The following is an 18,763-nucleotide window of genomic DNA, read 5'->3' on the forward strand; positions in this document are numbered from 1 at the left end:
CTTCGTTCGTCCTGCAAGGTGAATAAAATGAAAATTGCACTAAATGTACCAATGCCTTGCAATCACAGCAAGGCGTTGATCCATAAACATGAAGGAAAACCCATAATTTCTGACCATTCCCTAACTTAAGCATCGATCTGAGCGACAATAAGTCGCTTAATTGGTCTCACGCCACCAAATAACTCGGTTACTGCCACTATAAATTCCAAACTGAACCTGCCCAGCGACACTATCATCCCAAATTCCGTTTTGAGGGTTATAACGGCGTAACCAAGACAGTCCATGCTCTTCTAAATCGAGTAGCGCTTTGATCACACCGCGATTACCTACCCCCGGCGCGGTATAGTCTAACCTTCTCACCCCTTGCACTAAAGTAAATGGGCTTGTATCTGGTTGCATGCTTACGGTAACGAGAGGAGGTGTTGGCCCACCTTGGTTAACACTAAAATCGTCCGATTGAAACTCAAAGGCACTTAGTACAGGTAATTCAGTGCAATTATCATAGCTGTTAGTCACAAATCCGGCTGAGGTGTAATATTCACTGAGTATTTTTTGCTGTAAACCCTGCGTTTCTGGACCATCAACATTTTCAATGGTTAAGCGTCCCCAATACAGTGGCATACTTTGGTCGATATTTTCGAAGATATAACCTAAGCAAGGCTCTGAATAAGACGCTCGATAACAAACATCATCACTGTCTCTTAGATCATTGATTGACAAGTGTAAGTTAAAGTCTGCATTGAATGGAACCATCGGATCTATCGGTTTTTGATAACGAAGCTGCTCATCATTAAGTATTACACCACTACCCAACGATGGTTGACGAATAACATTAGCATTAAGACTGACCTTCTCGACGGTTAAGCTATTAATATTATTAATATATTCTCGGTTTTCCCAATCATTATCATAGCGCCACCAATCGCCAATTAAATAATTAAGCGTATCCGAGCCACTACCTGATTTGGGCCGTAAATAGAGGCCTGGATTGTTCGCATAACCAAACGGTTGGCCTAGGTAGGTAAAAGGTTGACCGCCTGTCGAACACGCAGCAGTCAATGTAACCGTCATCGGTGAGACAGCAAAATAAGCTGGGATAAAGCGGCCTATTGGGCCGGAAGGCACAACGTCTATCTCTAACCCTTCCTCCACTAAATTGATAGGTGGTAGTTCGGGTAGCCAATAGTAAGTTGGCGGTTTCACTGAAAATTGAAACACGCCAACTTCATTAATATTACGCCAGATGGTCGTAATATCACCTAGTTGATGGTCGTAGCTAGGATTATTAAGTTGACCATCTCGACCGCCTAGTTCAATTTTTGCTGGAGCAACAACGTCATTGGTCAGCTCTAAACCTTGGTACTCAAAGTTACTTATTGGTAAATGATCATTATTGGATGAATAAGCAATAGGAGAGATGGTTAACTTAAAATCTTCACCAGAACGTGCAAATATTGGGCAGTTAATATAGTCATTATCACATAATTCATTTTCACCATCGTAATTCTCAGCACGTACAATTAAAGCTTTAGGTACACGAATAAAATTAGCTTGTCCCTCCAAAAGCAAGTCTTGCTCATCACCGCTGCCATTAAAACGAGCATGGAAATCTAAGCTCCCCGCTTCGCGATAGGTAAGTTCAAATTCGGCTTGACCATTTTGATCAAAATACAGGCTAAGATGACTCGGGGCTGCGATATTATTGCTAATCGGTGAACCATCCACGACAACATTCATTGCTAAAAACCCTGGTCCTCCTGAAGGGGTAATATATTCACTCCACAATGCGACCTCTTTAGATACATCACCAAAACTGGGGATACATTGTTCAGGGTTATCTCCTTTACTCAATGCAGTAATAGTTCCAGTAACTAATTGATTGGCATAGGCATGAGGAACATCGATAATGAAGCCACTATCAGAAAAATTAATGTAACAATTATCTACTGAATAAGCACCACCACTACGACGACAGAGCGTTGGATTGGAGCCAGAAACACCCACATTGACTCGCTTTGTAGGCTTAATACTATTTTTTCTTAAGTGAGCAATACCTACTCCATCGGTTAGTGACAAGTTTGCTCCATTTACCCAACCACCGGTCGCACTCGGTGGTGAAGCAGGCATTAAAAAAGCGGTCACAGGATCGGTAAATTTTTCACTACAGTTACTATTAGCACAAGCGGTTACTGTCACTTCAGATGCTTTACAGGTTACCCCTTGAGTGGGTAAATCCATCCGAAAATGGTTAATTTTCAAGATTGGCCTAGTACCACAAGCATTATCAGGTACTGTTCTATACTGACAAACTCCAGTAACAGTGCTGCCTCCATTTACATTAACCGTACCCCAATCAGGTCGTCCTGCAGTAACATTTCCCAATATATAAGATTTATTATTTAAAGTTACTTGGTTATTAGTACTAGTAATATCTCCTGTTACAAAACTGTTGTCCGTAATAATATTACCATTAGCAGAAAGATCACCAACAACATTAGTTTCGGTAATAAAAATACCATTATTTGATGTCGTAACATCTCCTTTTAATTCAGAATTCGTGACTTTTATATCTCCGTTAGCAGTTAAACTACCGACTATATCAGAGTCTAATACTGTTATAGCATTATTTGGTGTTGTGATATTTCCAGACACATTTGCTCTAGTCACCATAATATTACCATTAGCGGTTAAACTGCCCGTAATGGTGGAGTCGGTAACCGTCAAGGAGTTATTTGGTGTTTCAATACTTCCACTGACAGACGAGTTATCAATTATAATATTGCCATTCGCAAATACCGCACCTTGAACACTGGTATTTTCAAGTGTAATGCCATGATTACTGGAGCGAACATCGCCACCCACACTTCCCCCTTGAACGTCAATCGCTCCTCCTGTGGTAATTGAGCCTTGTACATTGACATTGTTGAACGTGACTGGAGTATTAGTAGCTTGATAGCTGCCAAAAAGATGATTGTTACTCCCTTGCCAACTTGTTGCACCATAAGAAGAAACCAAATCCACAACCGTCGTGGACGAGCCAATTATATTGCTACCCGCGAAGCTAAAACCAGCATCCGCCAATAAAATCGCTTGTGAGGTAGCAGTGATGTTATCTCCAGATGAGAGGGAGACAGAGCCATTAGCACAGCGGTAAGTGCGTATGCCATCTGAGACACTTTGCAGCCAATTGTTGCTGCTACACGTGGGTAAATCTGCACTGGTAGCGCCTGAGGAAAGCAGATAATCTCTTGCAACGGAAGAAAAGGAAGCCAGTAAAACCAGCAAAGCAAATACAATTCTACTCATCACCCCTCACCCCCACTTGAATTGTCCGTTGCCATGACCAGCCGCCACTGCTGCATTGTCCGTCGCTGGTAATTTGTAGTACCGTTTGCTGATTATCTAACACACCGATATATTCACAGCTGATTTGCGCCTTACATTGCGCTAAGCCATCACCTTGAAATGTTATAGGACCGATGTCAGAAGTACCGGTTCGATCTTCAGCTTGGCGACAACTACTTTGTTGATTATTTTCTTGATAATAGCGGCTAATCTCGATCTCCGCCGCCGAGCGGGCGGCCATTTCGGCGCGAGTGCCCATCACCATAGACACCAACTGCTGACTATTACGTTGCTGATTACGATTAGCGACCGCGGCGACCAAGCCCACCACGACGATGATAAAAATAACGATCACCAAGCCGCTGCCTTGCTGGCTACGGCGTGTTGTAGATAAGTGCATTATGAACAAACTCCACCTTTTCACCGCGATCTTCAAAGGTTAATTCAATTTTAATTAAACCGTTGCGTTGCAACTGGGGCTTTGCCGCCTCAAAGCTGGCTTGGCTGAGGTTTTCTGCCATTAAGACTCTCGAACCGAGCTCGCTTGGCTGAAGAGCCGTGCGATCCAGTTGATAATCAGCGTAACGATAGATTCGGTTGTTCTCATAACAAAAAGCCACAGGATTATCATAAATATAAACGCGCCGAGCTGGTGAATGTAAAGAAAATCCGTTTTCTGCTGAGATAACCACATCAATCATGGTCAATGCATTAGTTTCATCCAATTCAAAATTTTGCGCTTCAATACGAGCCCATTGCTCTTCCATTGCACCTAAAGGATAACCAAGTAACTCAACTGCATTTCTCGGGAAAACCACTAAACGTTGTCCCTCTGTCAATTGCTTATTAATCAGTAACAGACGAAAAGGACCACCTTCGACGGGTAGCTCGCTGTATAGTGCTGAATTAACGATCGGTAAAAACTCAATACAGGTGTTATCATTATTCACAATCACACTATTGGGCACCGCCTCACGAATTTCTCGGCTTAATCGCTCGGTAATAAATCGCCCTTGTTGAATAAGCGCTTCACGAGACGAACTGGTCGCCGCAATACCCATCGCTTGACCGGCGACATTGCCCAAAAACAGGCCAACAATGCCAAGTAAAATAATCGCAATCACCATTTCCATTAAAGTAAAACCACGCGCCATCAGTAGTTCCCCTTAATCGCGGCAAACGGGTAGCGATTGCCTTGTGAATAAATAATCACCACCTCGATGCGTTTATAATGGCTGAGCTGATTAGCATTAACGCCAGTAAACTGACCACTATTATCTTGCTCATAAAAGACCTTAATGGTAACCGTAAAATTGCGATAACTGCTGTCGAGGGTTTGACCAAGCACATCTTGAATCGGTCTAGGTGGCTCCCCAGTGATAAAATCATCGACGTCGTTAAACAATGTTCGACCGTTTTCAGCTGCATCAGGCCCAAGTGAATCAGGCTCGGTGCAAAGCTGCTCAAATGGCTGTAAAGGGCCAATGAGTAAACACTCCGGCAAACCACCATTAGGGCCAGATTTTTGATCAAACTGACGCCCCAAAATTTCATCCAATACCGCTCTGCCCAGCTCAGCGGCTTTGACCGCAATCACCTGCTCGGCGCTCTGCTGCGAGCGCGGATAAAGCGCCGCTGCCAAGCCAGTAATGGCAATCGCGGTGATGGTGATGACAATGATCATTTCTACTAGGGTAAAACCACGCGTTCGATTAATTGACTTAACAGGCATAAATATAGCCCTCAGTATTAATACACACTTGGCGCTGATCGCTTGCACTGGAAATGGTTACGGTACAGGGTGAAGCGCTGCATTGAGCCGCGCGACCAAGGGAGTCAAAATCAAGATAACCGTGAGGTGGAGAAAAGCTTAACAACACACCACTCGGAGCTTCCACCCAAGAGACATCGTTATCAACAGCAGCAAAAATGCTGCTGCAACTTCCAGCTTCAGCCTGTGGTGATATTTGACCAGCTTGGTTAGCAATTACTAACCAGCGATTACAATAACCCGTGCGCTGCATCGCGCGGTTTTGGATTAAACGCAGTGAGGCAAGAATTTCTTGTTGCGTGGTGAGCGCCGCGACCGAACTGGTGCCCGAATAACGACTGGCCGCATAGGCAGACAGAATACCGAGCAAGAGAATAACCACGATCAGCTCGACTAAGGTAAAGCCCAATGTTCGACTGAGTGATGGACGCATCGTTGTCTCACTGGTTGGGGTATGAAATGAAAAACAAACCAAATGACGTGTAGATAAAAGGCCGTTAAGCAGCTTAATTACTGCTTAACGAACTGCTTAATTTAAATTCTAATTAATTACATTTATTAACTGTAATTGTAGGTTCGGAGAAAGATACCGCTGGAGTAACTGCATAAACAACTGAGCAGCTAGTTTCAGTACCTACATTGCCTGACTTAAAAGTATATGCAATTGAGTTACCAGTAGAGGTTGAAGCTGAAACAACACCCCAATCACCATTTGAACCTAACCCAGTAACAACTCGCCCAATACCTGTTTCGCTGGCGGCAGGATAGCCCCAAACTACATCCACATCACCAGTGCCTAAAATGGTCACTTTTGCTGAAGATACAGACTCTTGTCCATCAATGGCAGCACGACCATAAACTATCCCTGCCGCCCCTTGCATTGCACCTTTTAGGCCTTGTAGCGAAGCGTCACGCGCATCACCTTGTAAGTTTAAAAATCGTGGAGCTGCCGTTACGGCGAGGATGCCCAAAATTACGATCACCACCACCAATTCAATTAGGGTAAAACCGCCTTGTTTTTTCATTATGACTCTCTCTCTATTCTTGATTTAATTAACAATTCATGATCGGGTTAATTTAAGGTCACCGTCACTCGTCCGGTAGTAATTTCATACACAAATTGGTGTGCGGTTTTTCCCTCTTGCTGGACATAAACGCACTGCCACTCTGCACTATTCGCTCGCGCGAGATAACGCAAATTATTACTTTCCCCCGCCTGAGACGCGCTGGCCACTGGCGGTGGGTTTTGTAATAAATTTTCCATCAAATCGACACAGATTTGATCGGTTAAGCCGGAAGGAAAGCTGCCGTTATTATTGACCGCGATCGGGTAACCATCTCGAAACCCAGTTGCATTACCGCTGCTGTCTTGGGCACGCGTGAGCCAAAACTGCACGCCATCGTAATCAATACTGTTTTGATTTTGCTCACCGGAGGCGACACTCGGTCGCGATTTGGCTTCCCATTGCGCTCTGGCAGATAACACCCCAGTCGCAAAGCCACCGGCAACGCCTTCAATACTGGCTTTTTTCGCTTCATCAGTCACATCAAGAAATTTCGGTAATGCCGCGACGGCTAATAGGCCAATGATCACAATGACAATCACTAACTCAACCAGAGAGAATCCCTGCTCTGATGGTTGCGTTATATGCTGCCGATGATACAAATTAGGCATCGTCGTGAAAGGGGTAATTTGCATCGATGACCTCTGTAATACTTTACCTATGCTGATGATTATAGAATGAAATACAGTAATAAACTGTGCTGAGCAGATAAATTTTTACATCGTCTTAAAAATAAGACTAATGATAACGCACGTTAATTTCATCAGCGCAGGATAATATTAACCTTTCAGAGCATCGAGCATGCCCCACATCGGTAAGAAAATGCCAAGGGCAAGCACCAACACCATGCCAGCAACTAAGGTTAATAAAATTGGTTCAATTCGTGCGGTGAGGGTTTTTAATTCATAATCGACTTCACGATCATAAAAATCAGCCACTTCAAGTAATAACTCATCAATCCGGCCCGTTTCTTCCCCCACCGCAATCATCTGCAGCACTAACGGAGTAAAAATATTGGCATTGGCCGCGGTCACTGAGACACTGGTCCCCGCTTCGATCTCACTTTTCATTTTTAGAATCCGATTCTCTAAAAACTTATTTTCCAACGCTTCAGCCGATAAAGAGAGCGACTGGTTGAGCGGCACCCCCGCTTTAAGCATTAAGGAAAAAGTGCGAGAAAAACGGGCTAATTGCGCGCGATTAACAATTCCACCAACAATCGGCATCCGTAAACGAAATTTATCCCACGTTTCAGCGCCACGACGAGTATTGATCCACGTCCGGAATGCAAACAATAAGGCAACGATCGCTCCTATCATCACCATCCAGTAATTAACAAAAAAATTCGACATGCCAATTAAAATTCGCGTCGGTAACGGCAGCTCAACCCCGAAACGACTGAACATGGTGGTAAATTGTGGGATCACTTTTAGGTTAAGAATAAACATCGCCAAGGTGATAAAACTGATCACAAAGGTTGGATAACGCATAGCAGTTTTAATTCGTTTACGGGTTTCCACTTCCTGCTCATAGTAATTCGCCAACTGCAGCAAAGCCTGATCCAGACGACCGGTATTTTCCCCAACATTGATCATTGAGACAAACAGCGGGCTGAAAACTCGACTGTGCATTTGCATTGCCGCCGATAAACTGCGGCCATTGGTCAGCTCTCGGCCAACGTCTTCTAATGCTCGCTGTAACTGCTTATTGGAACAATTTTGAGTTAAGCCACGCATCGAGCGCAAAATCGGCACTCCCGCTTTCGTTAGGCTATAAAGCTGACGACAGAAAATCACCAGAACCTCAAGCGGCAGCGAAGGCATAAACCACGCTTGCCAATCAATCGACGGAGTTTGACTGGATGATTTAGCAGTGATCGCTGTCGGAATAATACCTTTATTGAGTAAGCTTTCGGCAGCCAAATTTTCTGTTGCCGCTTCAACGGTTCCCGAAGCTTTACTGCCATCAGCATGTCGTCCGGTATAGTGGTATCTCGGCATAATCTACTCTGCCTCCTAGAGATGAATCGGCTGATTAAGGCCGGAAATATCCCCTTCACCCAGCGCCATCACTTCATCTAAACTCACAATGCCTTGCAAAGCCAGATCCATCGCGGAAGCTAATAAAGGCTTGTATCCTGCTGAAGCGCGAGCCGCTTTAGCAAAGCCTACTGCGTCGTTTGAGCGCAAAGCATCCATCATATGCGCTTCGAGTTCCAACATTTCAAACACCCCGATCCGTCCTCGGTATCCGGTTAGGTTGCAGCTTTGACAGCCTCGCCCACGCACAAAGGTTGCCGACACTTGGTTAGGAAAACGTACATTCAACCATTGCTGGCGAGCATCATCGAGAGTCTCTTCGGTTTTGCAATCTGGGCAAACTTTACGGATCAGACGCTGCGCGACCACGGCACGCACAGCACTGGCGACGAGGTAACCGGGAGCGCCCATATCAATCAAGCGTAATGCACTATCGATCGCATCATTGGTATGCAGCGTGCTTAACACTAAGTGACCGGTTAACGAGGCACGTAAACCGATTTCGACCGTTTCTTGGTCACGCATCTCACCGACCAAAATAATGTCTGGGTCTTGACGTAAAAATGTTCGCAGTAAGGTTGAAAAATCTAAGCCAATTTTAGGATTCACTTGCACTTGATTGAGGCGAGGAATGCGATACTCAACCGGGTCTTCTGCCGTGAGGATCTTTTTACCCGCTTCATTAAGTTCCGATAATGCACCATACAAGGTGGTGGTTTTACCCGACCCTGTCGGGCCGGTGACTAAAATCATTCCGTAAGAGCGTTTGAGTTGCTTACGTAAGCGCAGGAGTAAATCCTCTGGTAAACCAGATTCTTCCAGTTTACGTACGCCACTGGTTTGGTTAAGCAAGCGCATCACCACCGATTCGCCATATTGCACAGGCATGGTCGATAAGCGAATATCCACCGATTGCCCCTTGGCACGAATATTAAATCGCCCATCTTGCGGTAGGCGTTTTTCGGAGATATCTAAATTGGCCATCAGTTTAAGACGTAGAACTAAGGCTGAGGCGATATTGACTTCATTAAGTAGGGTTTCATGTAATACCCCATCAATTCGCTGCCGAATGCGCAAAATATTGGCATCGGGCTCAATATGAATATCGGATGCGCCAACTTGAATCGCATCTTCAAACAGTGAATTGATCAGTTTAACTACCGTGACATCTTCGGTTTCCTCACCGGAAATGGCGTAATCAAACGCGTCATTTTCTTGATGTTCTGCTTGCAAACGTTCAGCAAATGAAGCGATTTCTTTCGTACGACGATAGTAGCGATCAAACGCTTCAACCAATTGCTTTTCTGGCGCAATCGCAAACTCAAATTGATAGTCAGACAATTGATTGAGTAATGATTCTTGTGCAAAGAGATCCGCAGGATCACTCATAACCACTCGCAATAGATTGCCTTGCTTGCTCATCACCAAGGCCCGTAAACGCCGCGCATGAACTTCAGGGAGGATTTGTACTGCATCAATGTCAACGTGAGCGCGATTAAGATCAATCAGCGGAATAAACAGTTGCTGAGATAAAAAGCTAAGCATTTGTTGCTCGGTTACAAAACCAAGCTCAATTAAGGTAGCGCCTAATTTACTGCCTGTCTGCTTTTGGGCCGCCAGTGCTTGTTGCACTTGTTGCTCAGTAATGATCCCTTCTTCAACCAAGAGATCCCCAAGACGCTTTCTAAGTTTAATTTGCAAGATTCGTCTCCTCGCTATGAGTCAGCGCTTGTAAACGTTCACGAATAAACTGGTGAGATTGAGAGGATAACCCGACATGGTTCAATGCTTGTTGATAAGCGTACTTCGCTTCGCTCCATTGCGCTAAACGCTCTTGAGTAATCGCCAAGCCTAGCCACCAGCGTCCATTGCTCGGTTCTTGCTCTGCCAACAATCGATAACTCTGCAAAGCGATATCATCGACTCGATTGCGCTGAGCAACTGCCGCTCGCAGCGATAAATACTCAATCGATGGGTTAGCGGGTAAATACGCGAGTGGAGTCAGCGCCGCTTGACTTTGATCTTCTTTGAGTAACATTCGAGCAAGCGCAATGCGTAACGTTTCTCCCTCATGATTGAGTTGCATCCCACGTTGCAACAAATCAAACGCTTTTCTTAATTCACCTTTACCATAATACAGTGCAGCCAACTGTTGACGCACGCCTTCATCTAAAGGGGTGTGACGTAACGCTTCACTGTAACCATTCACGGCTTGGTTAAAATCATTATGTGCCAGCGCTCGCTCCGCGCGAGCTACGGCTTTATGGGCCAATTGCTCTGGCGTTAGCTGTACCGATTCAATCGACATCTGAGCAACAGCAATGTCGGGAACATTCGTAACCGTCGTGGCTGGCGCTTGTGCTGTTTTTACTCCGCTCAGCGCGGGCACACTGCGCTCTTGCAAAACCGCTAAAGGAGCGATTGGAGCAGAAACCGTCTGCGGCGCTGAATCAGATTGAGAAACCTCTGGTGATACCGTTCGCGTAGCCGAAGCCACCCGATACACAGGAACCGCGGGCATCTGAGTATTTTGAGTCGGTGAAGACGGCATCGAGACTTCAAGATGATTCTCAGTTAGCCTAGGGGAAGCGGTGACCGACAGCGAATGTTGGCCATAAGAAGCATCTAACGAGGTCGCCTGCCAAGAAACGGCCCACCCACCGACAGCAACACTCACCGTAAAGCCAGCCAATGCCCATACCCAAGCTGGACGAGCAGCGACAGGAACGACCTTAGCTCGCTCTATACCCGCTAAACCATTCGGTTGCTTAGTCACCAATTGCGATAACGCTTTATTAATCACACTCATTGCTGACTCCATCCCCAAAACAGCGGGGTTTTAAATTTAGGTTTACAAGTATCAAACGTATCATGAATCGCATCAAATACATGGCCATTGGAAACCGAGGGTTGCTGAGCATAAAACGCTAATAATAACGCCTTATGGCATACCTGATTTAATAAACGAGGAATGCCGTGACAGGCTTTCCATAACGCTTTTTTCTGTCGGCGAGAAAATAATGGCTGCTGGCAACCCGATTTTAATAAACGGTTATCAATATAAGCCATTGACTCGGCCAACGATAACGCTCGCAAGTGAGCACTAAAGGTGATCCGCTGACGAAATTGCCTTAAGTGATGTTCTGCCAATCGACGATCTAGTTCGGGTTGTCCCAGTAAGACAATTTGTAACAGCTTACTCTGCTCAGTTTCTAGATTGCCAAGCAACCTTAAGGTTTCGAGCCCTTCATCTTGCAAAGCCTGAGCTTCATCCACAATAACCACCACTCGTTGCCCTTGCTGATAGCACGTCAATAATCGAGTTTGGATAGCTTCAATCAGTTGCAACTCTGGCACGTCAGGCAATTGCAATTCATTGGCAATAGCGCGGCGTAATTCCGCGCCGGTTAACAACGGATTCGGCAAATAGAGCCACAGAATATCATCACCCATATGGGTCAATAGCATCCGACAAACCATGGTCTTTCCTGTGCCGACCTCTCCGGTCACTTTGACGATCCCTTCTCCCATCGTCAACGCACCACTGACGGTTTGAATCGCTTCATAGTGAGGTGCCAGCCCCAAAAACAACTGCGTATCTGGGGTGAGATGAAACGGTAGCTGCTCAAAACCAAAGTGTGCTAAATACACGGCTGATTTATCCCCCCGATGAAGACGACGTGTTACGACCAACCACTATTGGGAATCAGGAAACCATTCTTGCAATAAGTCTCGTGAACGCTCCAACTCTTTTTGCCACGTGTTGACCCCAACTACCGTCGGCTTGAGTAAAATCACCAACTCCGTTTTTTGGGTCACATTGGAGGTTTGACGGAACAGATGCCCCAACAGTGGAATATCACCAAAAAACGGCACTTTAGAGGTTTGATTCATGGTATTCGATTTCATTAACCCACCAATCACGACCACATCGCCATCTTGTGCTCGAATCACCGAATCAGACTCACGAATTGAGCTCCGCGCTAACGGTAAAGTAATGATTCGATCGTTAAATTGCACCGATTTCTTCTGCTCTTCCACTTCAATCACCGAAGGGTGAACATGCAGAAATACATACCCATCATCGTCAATTTGCGGCGTCACATCGAGTGAGATACCTGAGAAAAATGGGGTTAATTGAATATTGGGAGCGACGTTGGCGTTATCACCAGTACCGACTTCACTAGTCAGGTCAGTCACATAATATTCATCGGTGCCGACTTTAATCACTGCTTTTTGGTTATTGGCAGCCGTGACTCGCGGGCTAGACAGGACATTAAGATCGCCTTGCGTCGACATAAAACTTAGCACTGCATCAAAGCTGCCACTTTTGACAACCAGATTGGTCTGCCCACCTAACAACGTACCGATCGCATCAATCCCCGGTAAGCTAGAGACTGGATTAGATATAACCCCCTGACCTAACTGGTAATTATTGCCATTAGATGAAAAGGTTTTTGACCAATTGATCCCTTGTTGGAAACCATCATTTAATGTCACTTCAAGAATTTTCGCTTCAAGGATCACTTGACGCTGAATCCGTAAATGAGACATATCGAGAAATTGGCGAACCTCACGAATTTCGTCTGGGTAAGCGCGCACGGTGATCACTGACGCTTGTGGTGTGACCATTACACTCTGACCACTGCCCGACCCAATTAATCGACCAATGGTACTTTCTAATTGCTGCCAAAAATTACTTTCACTGATGGTTTCAATTTCCGTTCCCCCACGGGAAGCATTATTATTGCTTGAACCGGTATTATTACTTGAATTGTTGGATGAAGTCGGGTTAGTCACCGTTCCGGTACTGATTGACGTAATGGAGCGTCCACTACGCTGAAATTGCAAATAATCCACCGGTATAGTGACCGTTCTTAACCCAGCAGGATAGACTTGTAGCACTCTGCCGACTTTTTCGACTTCAAAACCATACAAATCTCGCACCACCGCCAGCACTTCATCTAAAGTCACATTGCTTAGGTTCAAGGTAATCTGCCCAGAAACCGCAGGATGAATGGCGACGCTGTAGTCACTGCCTTTAACCAAACTAGTGAAAAAAGCGGCGGCATCAACTTGGTTAGCTTGCACTCGAAAACGAGCAATATGCAGCGGCTGCTCACGGCTTCTGTCGACTAACTCAGGCATTAAATCTGCTTCAACAGAGGCGGGTAACTGTTGTAGTTGGCGACTATTGGCCTCATTAATTGCTTCGTTCAAGGCTTGCTTTATTTCCACCGGATCTCGGTGCCCCATAGCGCAACCCGCTAAAGTGGTAACCATTACTGCGATAACAACTTGACGCATCATTTTTATACCCTACTCTTTGATATCCAGCGAAAATAACTGCAGTTGCCAAGTCTGCTGCCCTTTAGTTAACGTCACCTGCTCCTCACTGACTTGCTTAACCCGATAGCCATCGATCTCATCGCCTGTAGACAATACTTGTTGATTAAGCGTTGCGTAACAAGCTTGCTGGCAAACAATGCTCTGCAATTCAGGCAATGCCGTGGTCACAGATGATAGCGCACCAGCGTTAGAGGAACGTCCTCCGAGAGGCGCTGTCGGATCTTGGGCGGCGATGGCACAAGAGCTCATCAACACCATCAGTATTGCGCTATATTGAATGTTAGCCACCGATGAACTCCTTCTGCGTACCGAGCGTGTACACTTCAAGTAACAGTCTCGCTTGTGGATGCTCGCCTACTTGATAGTGAAAACGTCGCCAATAATAACGAACCGGTAAGTTCTCTAACGCCTGTAAATAATCACGAATCGCAAAATAGCTACCTGTTAGTTCGATACGCACCGGATGAACAAAGTAGCGTTCGGCCCCCACCACAGGCTCTTGGAGAGCAATCGGCTCTGCGGGTAATGAAATTAAACTTTCCAATTTCAATCGCTGGCTTTTTTCTAACACTTCTTGCAATAGTGAGGCCATTTGTGACGGAGAAACTAAGCTGCCGACTTTTTCCGCTAACTGCTCTGTTAATTGATGGTGATAAGCTTGTAATTGAGCGAGCTCAATGTCGATATCCGCATCCGGATTGGTACTGAGTTGATGTTGTAACTGTTGGATAGTGTTTTGCATACTTTGCTGATGAGTTTGCAAACTCATCAAACGATTGGTTTGCATTTGATGCTGAGCAAGCAAAGGATCAACCAGCCAAGTTTGTATCGATAATACAATGATCACCAATCCACACAGACTGATAAGTCCCTTTTCGCTGTTTTTTCGCTCAGCAAATAGATGACTGAGCGTTTGCCAATATTGACTCATTATCTCGCTCCTTGCTGAGTTTTCAGTTCAAATGTCACCAGATCTTGCTCATTGCGCCCCATGGTTAAACGTTCAAAATTACGGCCGACTAACGGCGTTTGCTGCTTAAATTTACCGATCCAGTACGGGATAACTTTAGCTTCGGTAGCTAAGCCTTGAATATCTAACCGATTGGGAGAAATTTCGATATGAGTCAGCGAAATATCACGATGAGCGACGCTCGCTAATGCGTTCATGATTCCTGAGTAACCTTCTTGCTGGCTGTGTGTAAATTGATCCATTGCGCTTAGCGAAGCTTGCTGACCTGCAATCTGCCGTTTTATACGTTCGATGGCCGCAACTTTTCCTGCCGAAGGACGATGTTTGGCTTGTTGTTGCTGAAGCTCTGCCAACTGTTGATTCAAACGATCCGTCTGTTGCTGAGCCAACGCGACCTGCTGATCCAATTGAGTCGTTTGATAAGCGTAAAAACCAGCAACCGCCAACATGACTAGCGTGACACCACTTAGTGCTACGATAACATTACGTAGAGAAAAGTGATCGGTCTTAGGATGCAAGTGCCGCGGATAAAAGTTTAATGTAGGCCGAGTCATTAAAGGCAGATAATGAGCTAATACCTGCCCAGATAACGGCGGTTGTTGCTCTTCAGATAAAGGGCTCGCTTTAACGTTCAGCCGTTCATTCAGTGCCGCCACTAATTGGGTATGATCTTCATCATCACAGCACACTTTAAGCTGATGGAGCGCGACACCTTTTAATTGCGAAGAGAGGTAATCAATTGAGCGTTGGAGTTCAAGCGCTAAGCCATCCAATTGCAATGCAGGGCTCGTTTCCCCAGTCACTGGCGCGACCACACCACGTAAAGTGCGCTGAAAATAACAACGCTGGTCAACAAAGGCATCTAACTTAAATTGGCCTTCTCTGCTGCGTTGTAATAATAAAAAGTGTGGCGTTTGAACGCTGTTAGCCCAAATCTCTTGCTCAGGGATCACTTGCCCTAATTGGTAGCCAATGCTTTGTAATGCTTGGGCAAGCTCTAGAATAACCTTAATACTGATCACATAAGCTTGGATTTTGTTACTGCCACTTAACTCATAAGCATCAGCGACAATCTCAGTGGGTTTTTCACTGATCAAATCTTTGAGCAAAAAAGGCAGCGCACCAGACCACTCTTCGCGTGGCACTGCTGGCTTATCCATTTGATAACATTGGTATAGTTGAGCGTGTAACACCACGTCCACGACATCACCCTTAACGGGATTGGCTTGCAGCGCTTGACACAGAGAAGTTAACCAAGCCCCGTCTCTGAGCGGATAACGCGTCGCAAGAGGGGAGTCTTGAGTAGCAGAGAAATAAATCGCGTCCGGCTGTACAACCGCAAATAATTTGCGGTCTTGCTGCGCTCGACGAGTGATTTTATGAAACAGCGTATTCATCTTCATTTTTCTCTACTTAGTCCGCCATCGATTTCTTTTGCCCGGCTTGACAGAGGGCTGTTCAGTACTGGGAGCCACAATCCAAGGCTGCTCTGCAGCAAACCATCGACCTTGTCCACCATGAATGCCAAGGGCAATTAACATTTGCCATTCGGCTTGCGTTTCCACTCCCACAGCGATCACTTGGGTACTGGTTCCCCCGCACACTCCGATCATACTGCGCACAAACAGTTGATTCTCGTGCCGTTGATCAATATTTTTAATTAAGCTGCGGTGTAATTTAAGGTAATTAATTCGTAAATCTTTAATGTAATGAGTCGCAACGATCGTTCGTCCCGCTTGACCAACCACCAATTTACATCCCAACCCCGCAATCATTCTTAGCACTGGACGCATATAATCTAAATGTTGCACTAAACGCCCCTCAGCAAACTCAAAAGACAACCGAGTGCGTAAAGCATAAGGTAACTGCATGATTTCATGACGAAACCAACGCCAATAGTGTTTATCGGCAAAGGGAACAACATGTAAATTAATCGAGTAATGCTCTGTCGATACTTGGTTTTTCAATAATTGTAGTACACGGACGAAGACTGCGCGATCAAGCATCGCTTCGTAACCAACGGTTTCTAAAGCAGAATTAAAACGTGAGGCCTTGAGCATGCCTTGGACAGGATCATAAATGCGGACAAACAGCTCATCGTGAATCAATGTTAATTGATTCTCTTCGCTAATTAAATAACACGGCTGCCGGAATAAACGAATTTTCTCAGGAATGAGACTTTGTTCGAACAAGGTTCGCCAGCGTACGCTACCGCGCTCGTCATCCACCGTAACCAACTTCTTAAACCGGCTCCACGCATTACAGCCTTGCATCTGCGCACTACGTAACGCGGTTTCTGTTTCATCAATGATTCGTCCACGTCGTTCGCCCTCTTGGTACATACTCATTCCAATATGGAACCAGTTTTCTCGTTCTAAAGGATAAGGCGGGCTTAGGCGCTCAAGCAATTTTAGACATTGGCTCGCCACATGACTGACATCTTTAGAGGTTTGGTGAGGCATAAAAATCGCGAAGACCGAGTCATAATAGCGTGACAGAACCACATCGGGATAGCGGGCAATGACATTTGCAATACATTCACCCACTTCAACGATAAAATCATCAATGATGACTTTTCCTTGCTGCTCACGCGCGGTATCCAGTTCATCGAGCCGGATCATAATGACCCCACCACGAGCACCACTTTCCAGTAAAGCTGATTCTAATTTGCTATCAAACAGAACTCGATTAGCGGCGCCAGTCAATTGATCAAGAAAGGTTTGACTACGAATAAAGCTATCAAATCGACTTCGCTCTTGACGAGCATCTTGTAGCTCTTCAATCAGTACATCGATAGCTTCACTCGCCGTATAAGGCCACTCTCGTTCATCTCCTTTGGCATACTGCTCAACACGTCCGGCTAAAATCATCCGTCCGCGCTCTTCCAATAACTCAGACCCTAATAACTGTTCACGCAACCATTTTGTCGCTCGGACCAAACAAAAAATGACCAGTCCAATCGCTAAAGTGATCGACCACATGGCACCAAAAGAGTAGTTATACCCTAGATAGGGTGGTACTGCTTTAAAATGAATGACGTAACTGGGATGACTCGGTAATGGGAAGGTCATCTGAGTTAAGCGATCGGCTGTGATTCTCGATGTGTTATCATAAAAACGATAGACAATCTCGGATGACGTGGTGAGTTCGAGCTCAACAATACTCGATGCCTGAAGTATTTTTGGCATCCAATCCGGCATTGAGTTTGCCGCTTGCGGATCGTGTAACTCTTGATCGACAACGTCAACAATCCCACTTAAATAGTGTTTGAGATAATCTTGTCCCATACGCTGAAACGAGAGTGCACCACCAATAAATAAGATGAACATGGCACTGGTGACAATTAAGGTCACAAAAGCGACTAAACGTGTGCTCAATTTAAGCGTTGGCGTATACCGCATGAAGCTGAATTCCCTTCTTAATTCATCGGCTATAAAAGTAAGATTAGTGAGCCCTGAATTTCTTGAAGTCACTCAATGATTTGGGCTTATCCTTAACTATATAAAAAAGCCGCGAACTTCGCGGCTTTTTTTGAAAATCAAATGTCAGAAAGGGATATCGTCATCAAAATCCATCGGCGGCTCATTATATTGTGGCTGAGCTTGCTGAGGTGCTGACTGCTTCGGTGATTGCTGCGCTGAAGGTTGTTGTGGCTGTCCCCAGTTACTTTGTTGACCTTGAGGAGCCCCCTGTCCAGGCGCTGCACCTTGCTGACGACCACCCAACATTTGCATAATGCCATTATAACCTTGCACCACAACTTCCGTGGTATAACGATCTTGGCCGCTCTGATCTTGCCATTTACGCGTTTGTAATTGACCTTCGATATAAACCTGCGATCCCTTACGTAAATATTCGCCCGCAACTTCAGCGAGTTTGCCATATAAGGCTACGCGGTGCCATTCTGTTCTTTCACGTTGCTCGCCGGTGGTTTTATCACGCCAGCTTTCTGAGGTTGCCAGAGTGATATTTGCTACCGCAGCACCACTTGCCATATAGCGAACTTCAGGGTCAGCCCCTAAGTTACCGACCAAAATTACTTTATTTACGCCACGGGTTGCCATGTTCTGCTCCGTCATCAAATTTGGTTTTTTAATATTGTGCTAAAGAATAACACGCTTTATGACTACTACCAATCTCCGCTCTTAATCTGTTATCAGCAAAAGAGAAAATCCAGACACGCTGATCATTTTTTCGATCCTTGTCGTTATTTCAAGTTTTGACA

General features: G+C 45.4%; 17 protein-coding genes. All 17 read right to left on the minus strand.

Annotated elements, in window-relative coordinates; all coding sequences use genetic code 11:
• Positions 1 to 156: 156 nt before the first annotated feature.
• On the minus strand, positions 157 to 3,306 hold the full coding sequence (locus tag FKN93_RS07185) for a DUF6701 domain-containing protein (RefSeq protein WP_170904744.1): 3,150 nt from the start codon (positions 3,304 to 3,306) through the stop codon (positions 157 to 159).
• Entirely contained in the window at positions 3,299 to 3,745 is a 447-nt protein-coding gene (locus FKN93_RS07190; RefSeq protein WP_170904745.1) for an MSHA biogenesis protein MshP, read from the minus strand. The genes FKN93_RS07185 and FKN93_RS07190 overlap by 8 nt, the downstream gene beginning before the upstream one ends.
• The gene (locus tag FKN93_RS07195) at positions 3,720 to 4,499 is read right to left on the minus strand and encodes a type II secretion system protein (RefSeq protein WP_170904746.1); all 780 of its coding nucleotides are present in this window, start codon (positions 4,497 to 4,499) and stop codon (positions 3,720 to 3,722) included. The genes FKN93_RS07190 and FKN93_RS07195 overlap by 26 nt, the downstream gene beginning before the upstream one ends.
• Positions 4,499 to 5,077 (minus strand): prepilin-type N-terminal cleavage/methylation domain-containing protein, encoded by a 579-nt coding sequence (locus FKN93_RS07200; RefSeq protein WP_170904747.1) that lies wholly within the window; start codon positions 5,075 to 5,077, stop codon positions 4,499 to 4,501. Before FKN93_RS07200 ends, FKN93_RS07195 begins: the two co-directional genes overlap by 1 nt.
• Positions 5,067 to 5,549 carry a prepilin-type N-terminal cleavage/methylation domain-containing protein gene (locus FKN93_RS07205; protein ID WP_154169280.1) on the minus strand — a complete coding sequence of 161 codons (483 nt, stop codon included), beginning with the start codon at positions 5,547 to 5,549 and terminating at the stop codon, positions 5,067 to 5,069. Before FKN93_RS07205 ends, FKN93_RS07200 begins: the two co-directional genes overlap by 11 nt.
• Before the next feature lie 112 nt (positions 5,550 to 5,661).
• Entirely contained in the window at positions 5,662 to 6,141 is a 480-nt protein-coding gene (locus FKN93_RS07210; RefSeq protein ID WP_154169282.1) for a type II secretion system protein, read from the minus strand.
• A gap of 47 nt (positions 6,142 to 6,188) precedes the next feature.
• Entirely contained in the window at positions 6,189 to 6,791 is a 603-nt protein-coding gene (locus FKN93_RS07215) for a prepilin-type N-terminal cleavage/methylation domain-containing protein (RefSeq protein WP_170904760.1), read from the minus strand.
• Positions 6,792 to 6,959: 168 nt separating this feature from the next.
• Positions 6,960 to 8,180: a type II secretion system F family protein gene (locus FKN93_RS07220; RefSeq protein ID WP_170904748.1), complete on the minus strand. Its 1,221-nt coding sequence runs from the start codon at positions 8,178 to 8,180 to the stop codon at positions 6,960 to 6,962.
• A 15-nt stretch (positions 8,181 to 8,195) separates the two neighbouring features.
• Positions 8,196 to 9,920 carry a GspE/PulE family protein gene (locus FKN93_RS07225; RefSeq protein ID WP_170904749.1) on the minus strand — a complete coding sequence of 575 codons (1,725 nt, stop codon included), beginning with the start codon at positions 9,918 to 9,920 and terminating at the stop codon, positions 8,196 to 8,198.
• A complete protein-coding gene (locus FKN93_RS07230) occupies positions 9,910 to 11,028 on the minus strand; it encodes a tetratricopeptide repeat protein (protein ID WP_170904750.1) in 1,119 nt (372 codons plus the stop codon). The genes FKN93_RS07225 and FKN93_RS07230 overlap by 11 nt, the downstream gene beginning before the upstream one ends.
• Positions 11,025 to 11,870, minus strand: coding sequence for an AAA family ATPase (locus tag FKN93_RS07235; protein WP_170904751.1), 846 nt, complete (start codon positions 11,868 to 11,870; stop codon positions 11,025 to 11,027). Before FKN93_RS07235 ends, FKN93_RS07230 begins: the two co-directional genes overlap by 4 nt.
• A 45-nt stretch (positions 11,871 to 11,915) precedes the next feature.
• Positions 11,916 to 13,526: a pilus (MSHA type) biogenesis protein MshL gene (gene mshL, locus FKN93_RS07240; RefSeq protein WP_170904761.1), complete on the minus strand. Its 1,611-nt coding sequence runs from the start codon at positions 13,524 to 13,526 to the stop codon at positions 11,916 to 11,918.
• Positions 13,527 to 13,538: 12 nt separating this feature from the next.
• Positions 13,539 to 13,856, minus strand: a complete 318-nt coding sequence (locus FKN93_RS07245; protein ID WP_308114092.1) for an MSHA biogenesis protein MshK — start codon at positions 13,854 to 13,856, stop codon at positions 13,539 to 13,541.
• Complete coding sequence (gspM, locus tag FKN93_RS07250; RefSeq protein WP_004396111.1) at positions 13,849 to 14,499, minus strand: type II secretion system protein GspM; 651 nt, start codon at positions 14,497 to 14,499, stop codon at positions 13,849 to 13,851. Before gspM ends, FKN93_RS07245 begins: the two co-directional genes overlap by 8 nt.
• Positions 14,499 to 15,941: a hypothetical protein gene (locus tag FKN93_RS07255; RefSeq protein WP_040904713.1), complete on the minus strand. Its 1,443-nt coding sequence runs from the start codon at positions 15,939 to 15,941 to the stop codon at positions 14,499 to 14,501. The genes gspM and FKN93_RS07255 overlap by 1 nt, the downstream gene beginning before the upstream one ends.
• 6 nt (positions 15,942 to 15,947) lie before the next feature.
• On the minus strand, positions 15,948 to 17,939 hold the full coding sequence (gene csrD / locus FKN93_RS07260; RefSeq protein ID WP_170904752.1) for an RNase E specificity factor CsrD: 1,992 nt from the start codon (positions 17,937 to 17,939) through the stop codon (positions 15,948 to 15,950).
• Positions 17,940 to 18,083: 144 nt separating this feature from the next.
• Positions 18,084 to 18,602, minus strand: a complete 519-nt coding sequence (locus tag FKN93_RS07265) for a single-stranded DNA-binding protein (RefSeq protein ID WP_004396114.1) — start codon at positions 18,600 to 18,602, stop codon at positions 18,084 to 18,086.
• Positions 18,603 to 18,763 lie beyond the last annotated feature (161 nt).

The organism is Vibrio sp. A8-1 (assembly GCF_013048685.1).
Taxonomy (GTDB): Bacteria; Pseudomonadota; Gammaproteobacteria; order Enterobacterales; family Vibrionaceae; genus Vibrio; species Vibrio metschnikovii.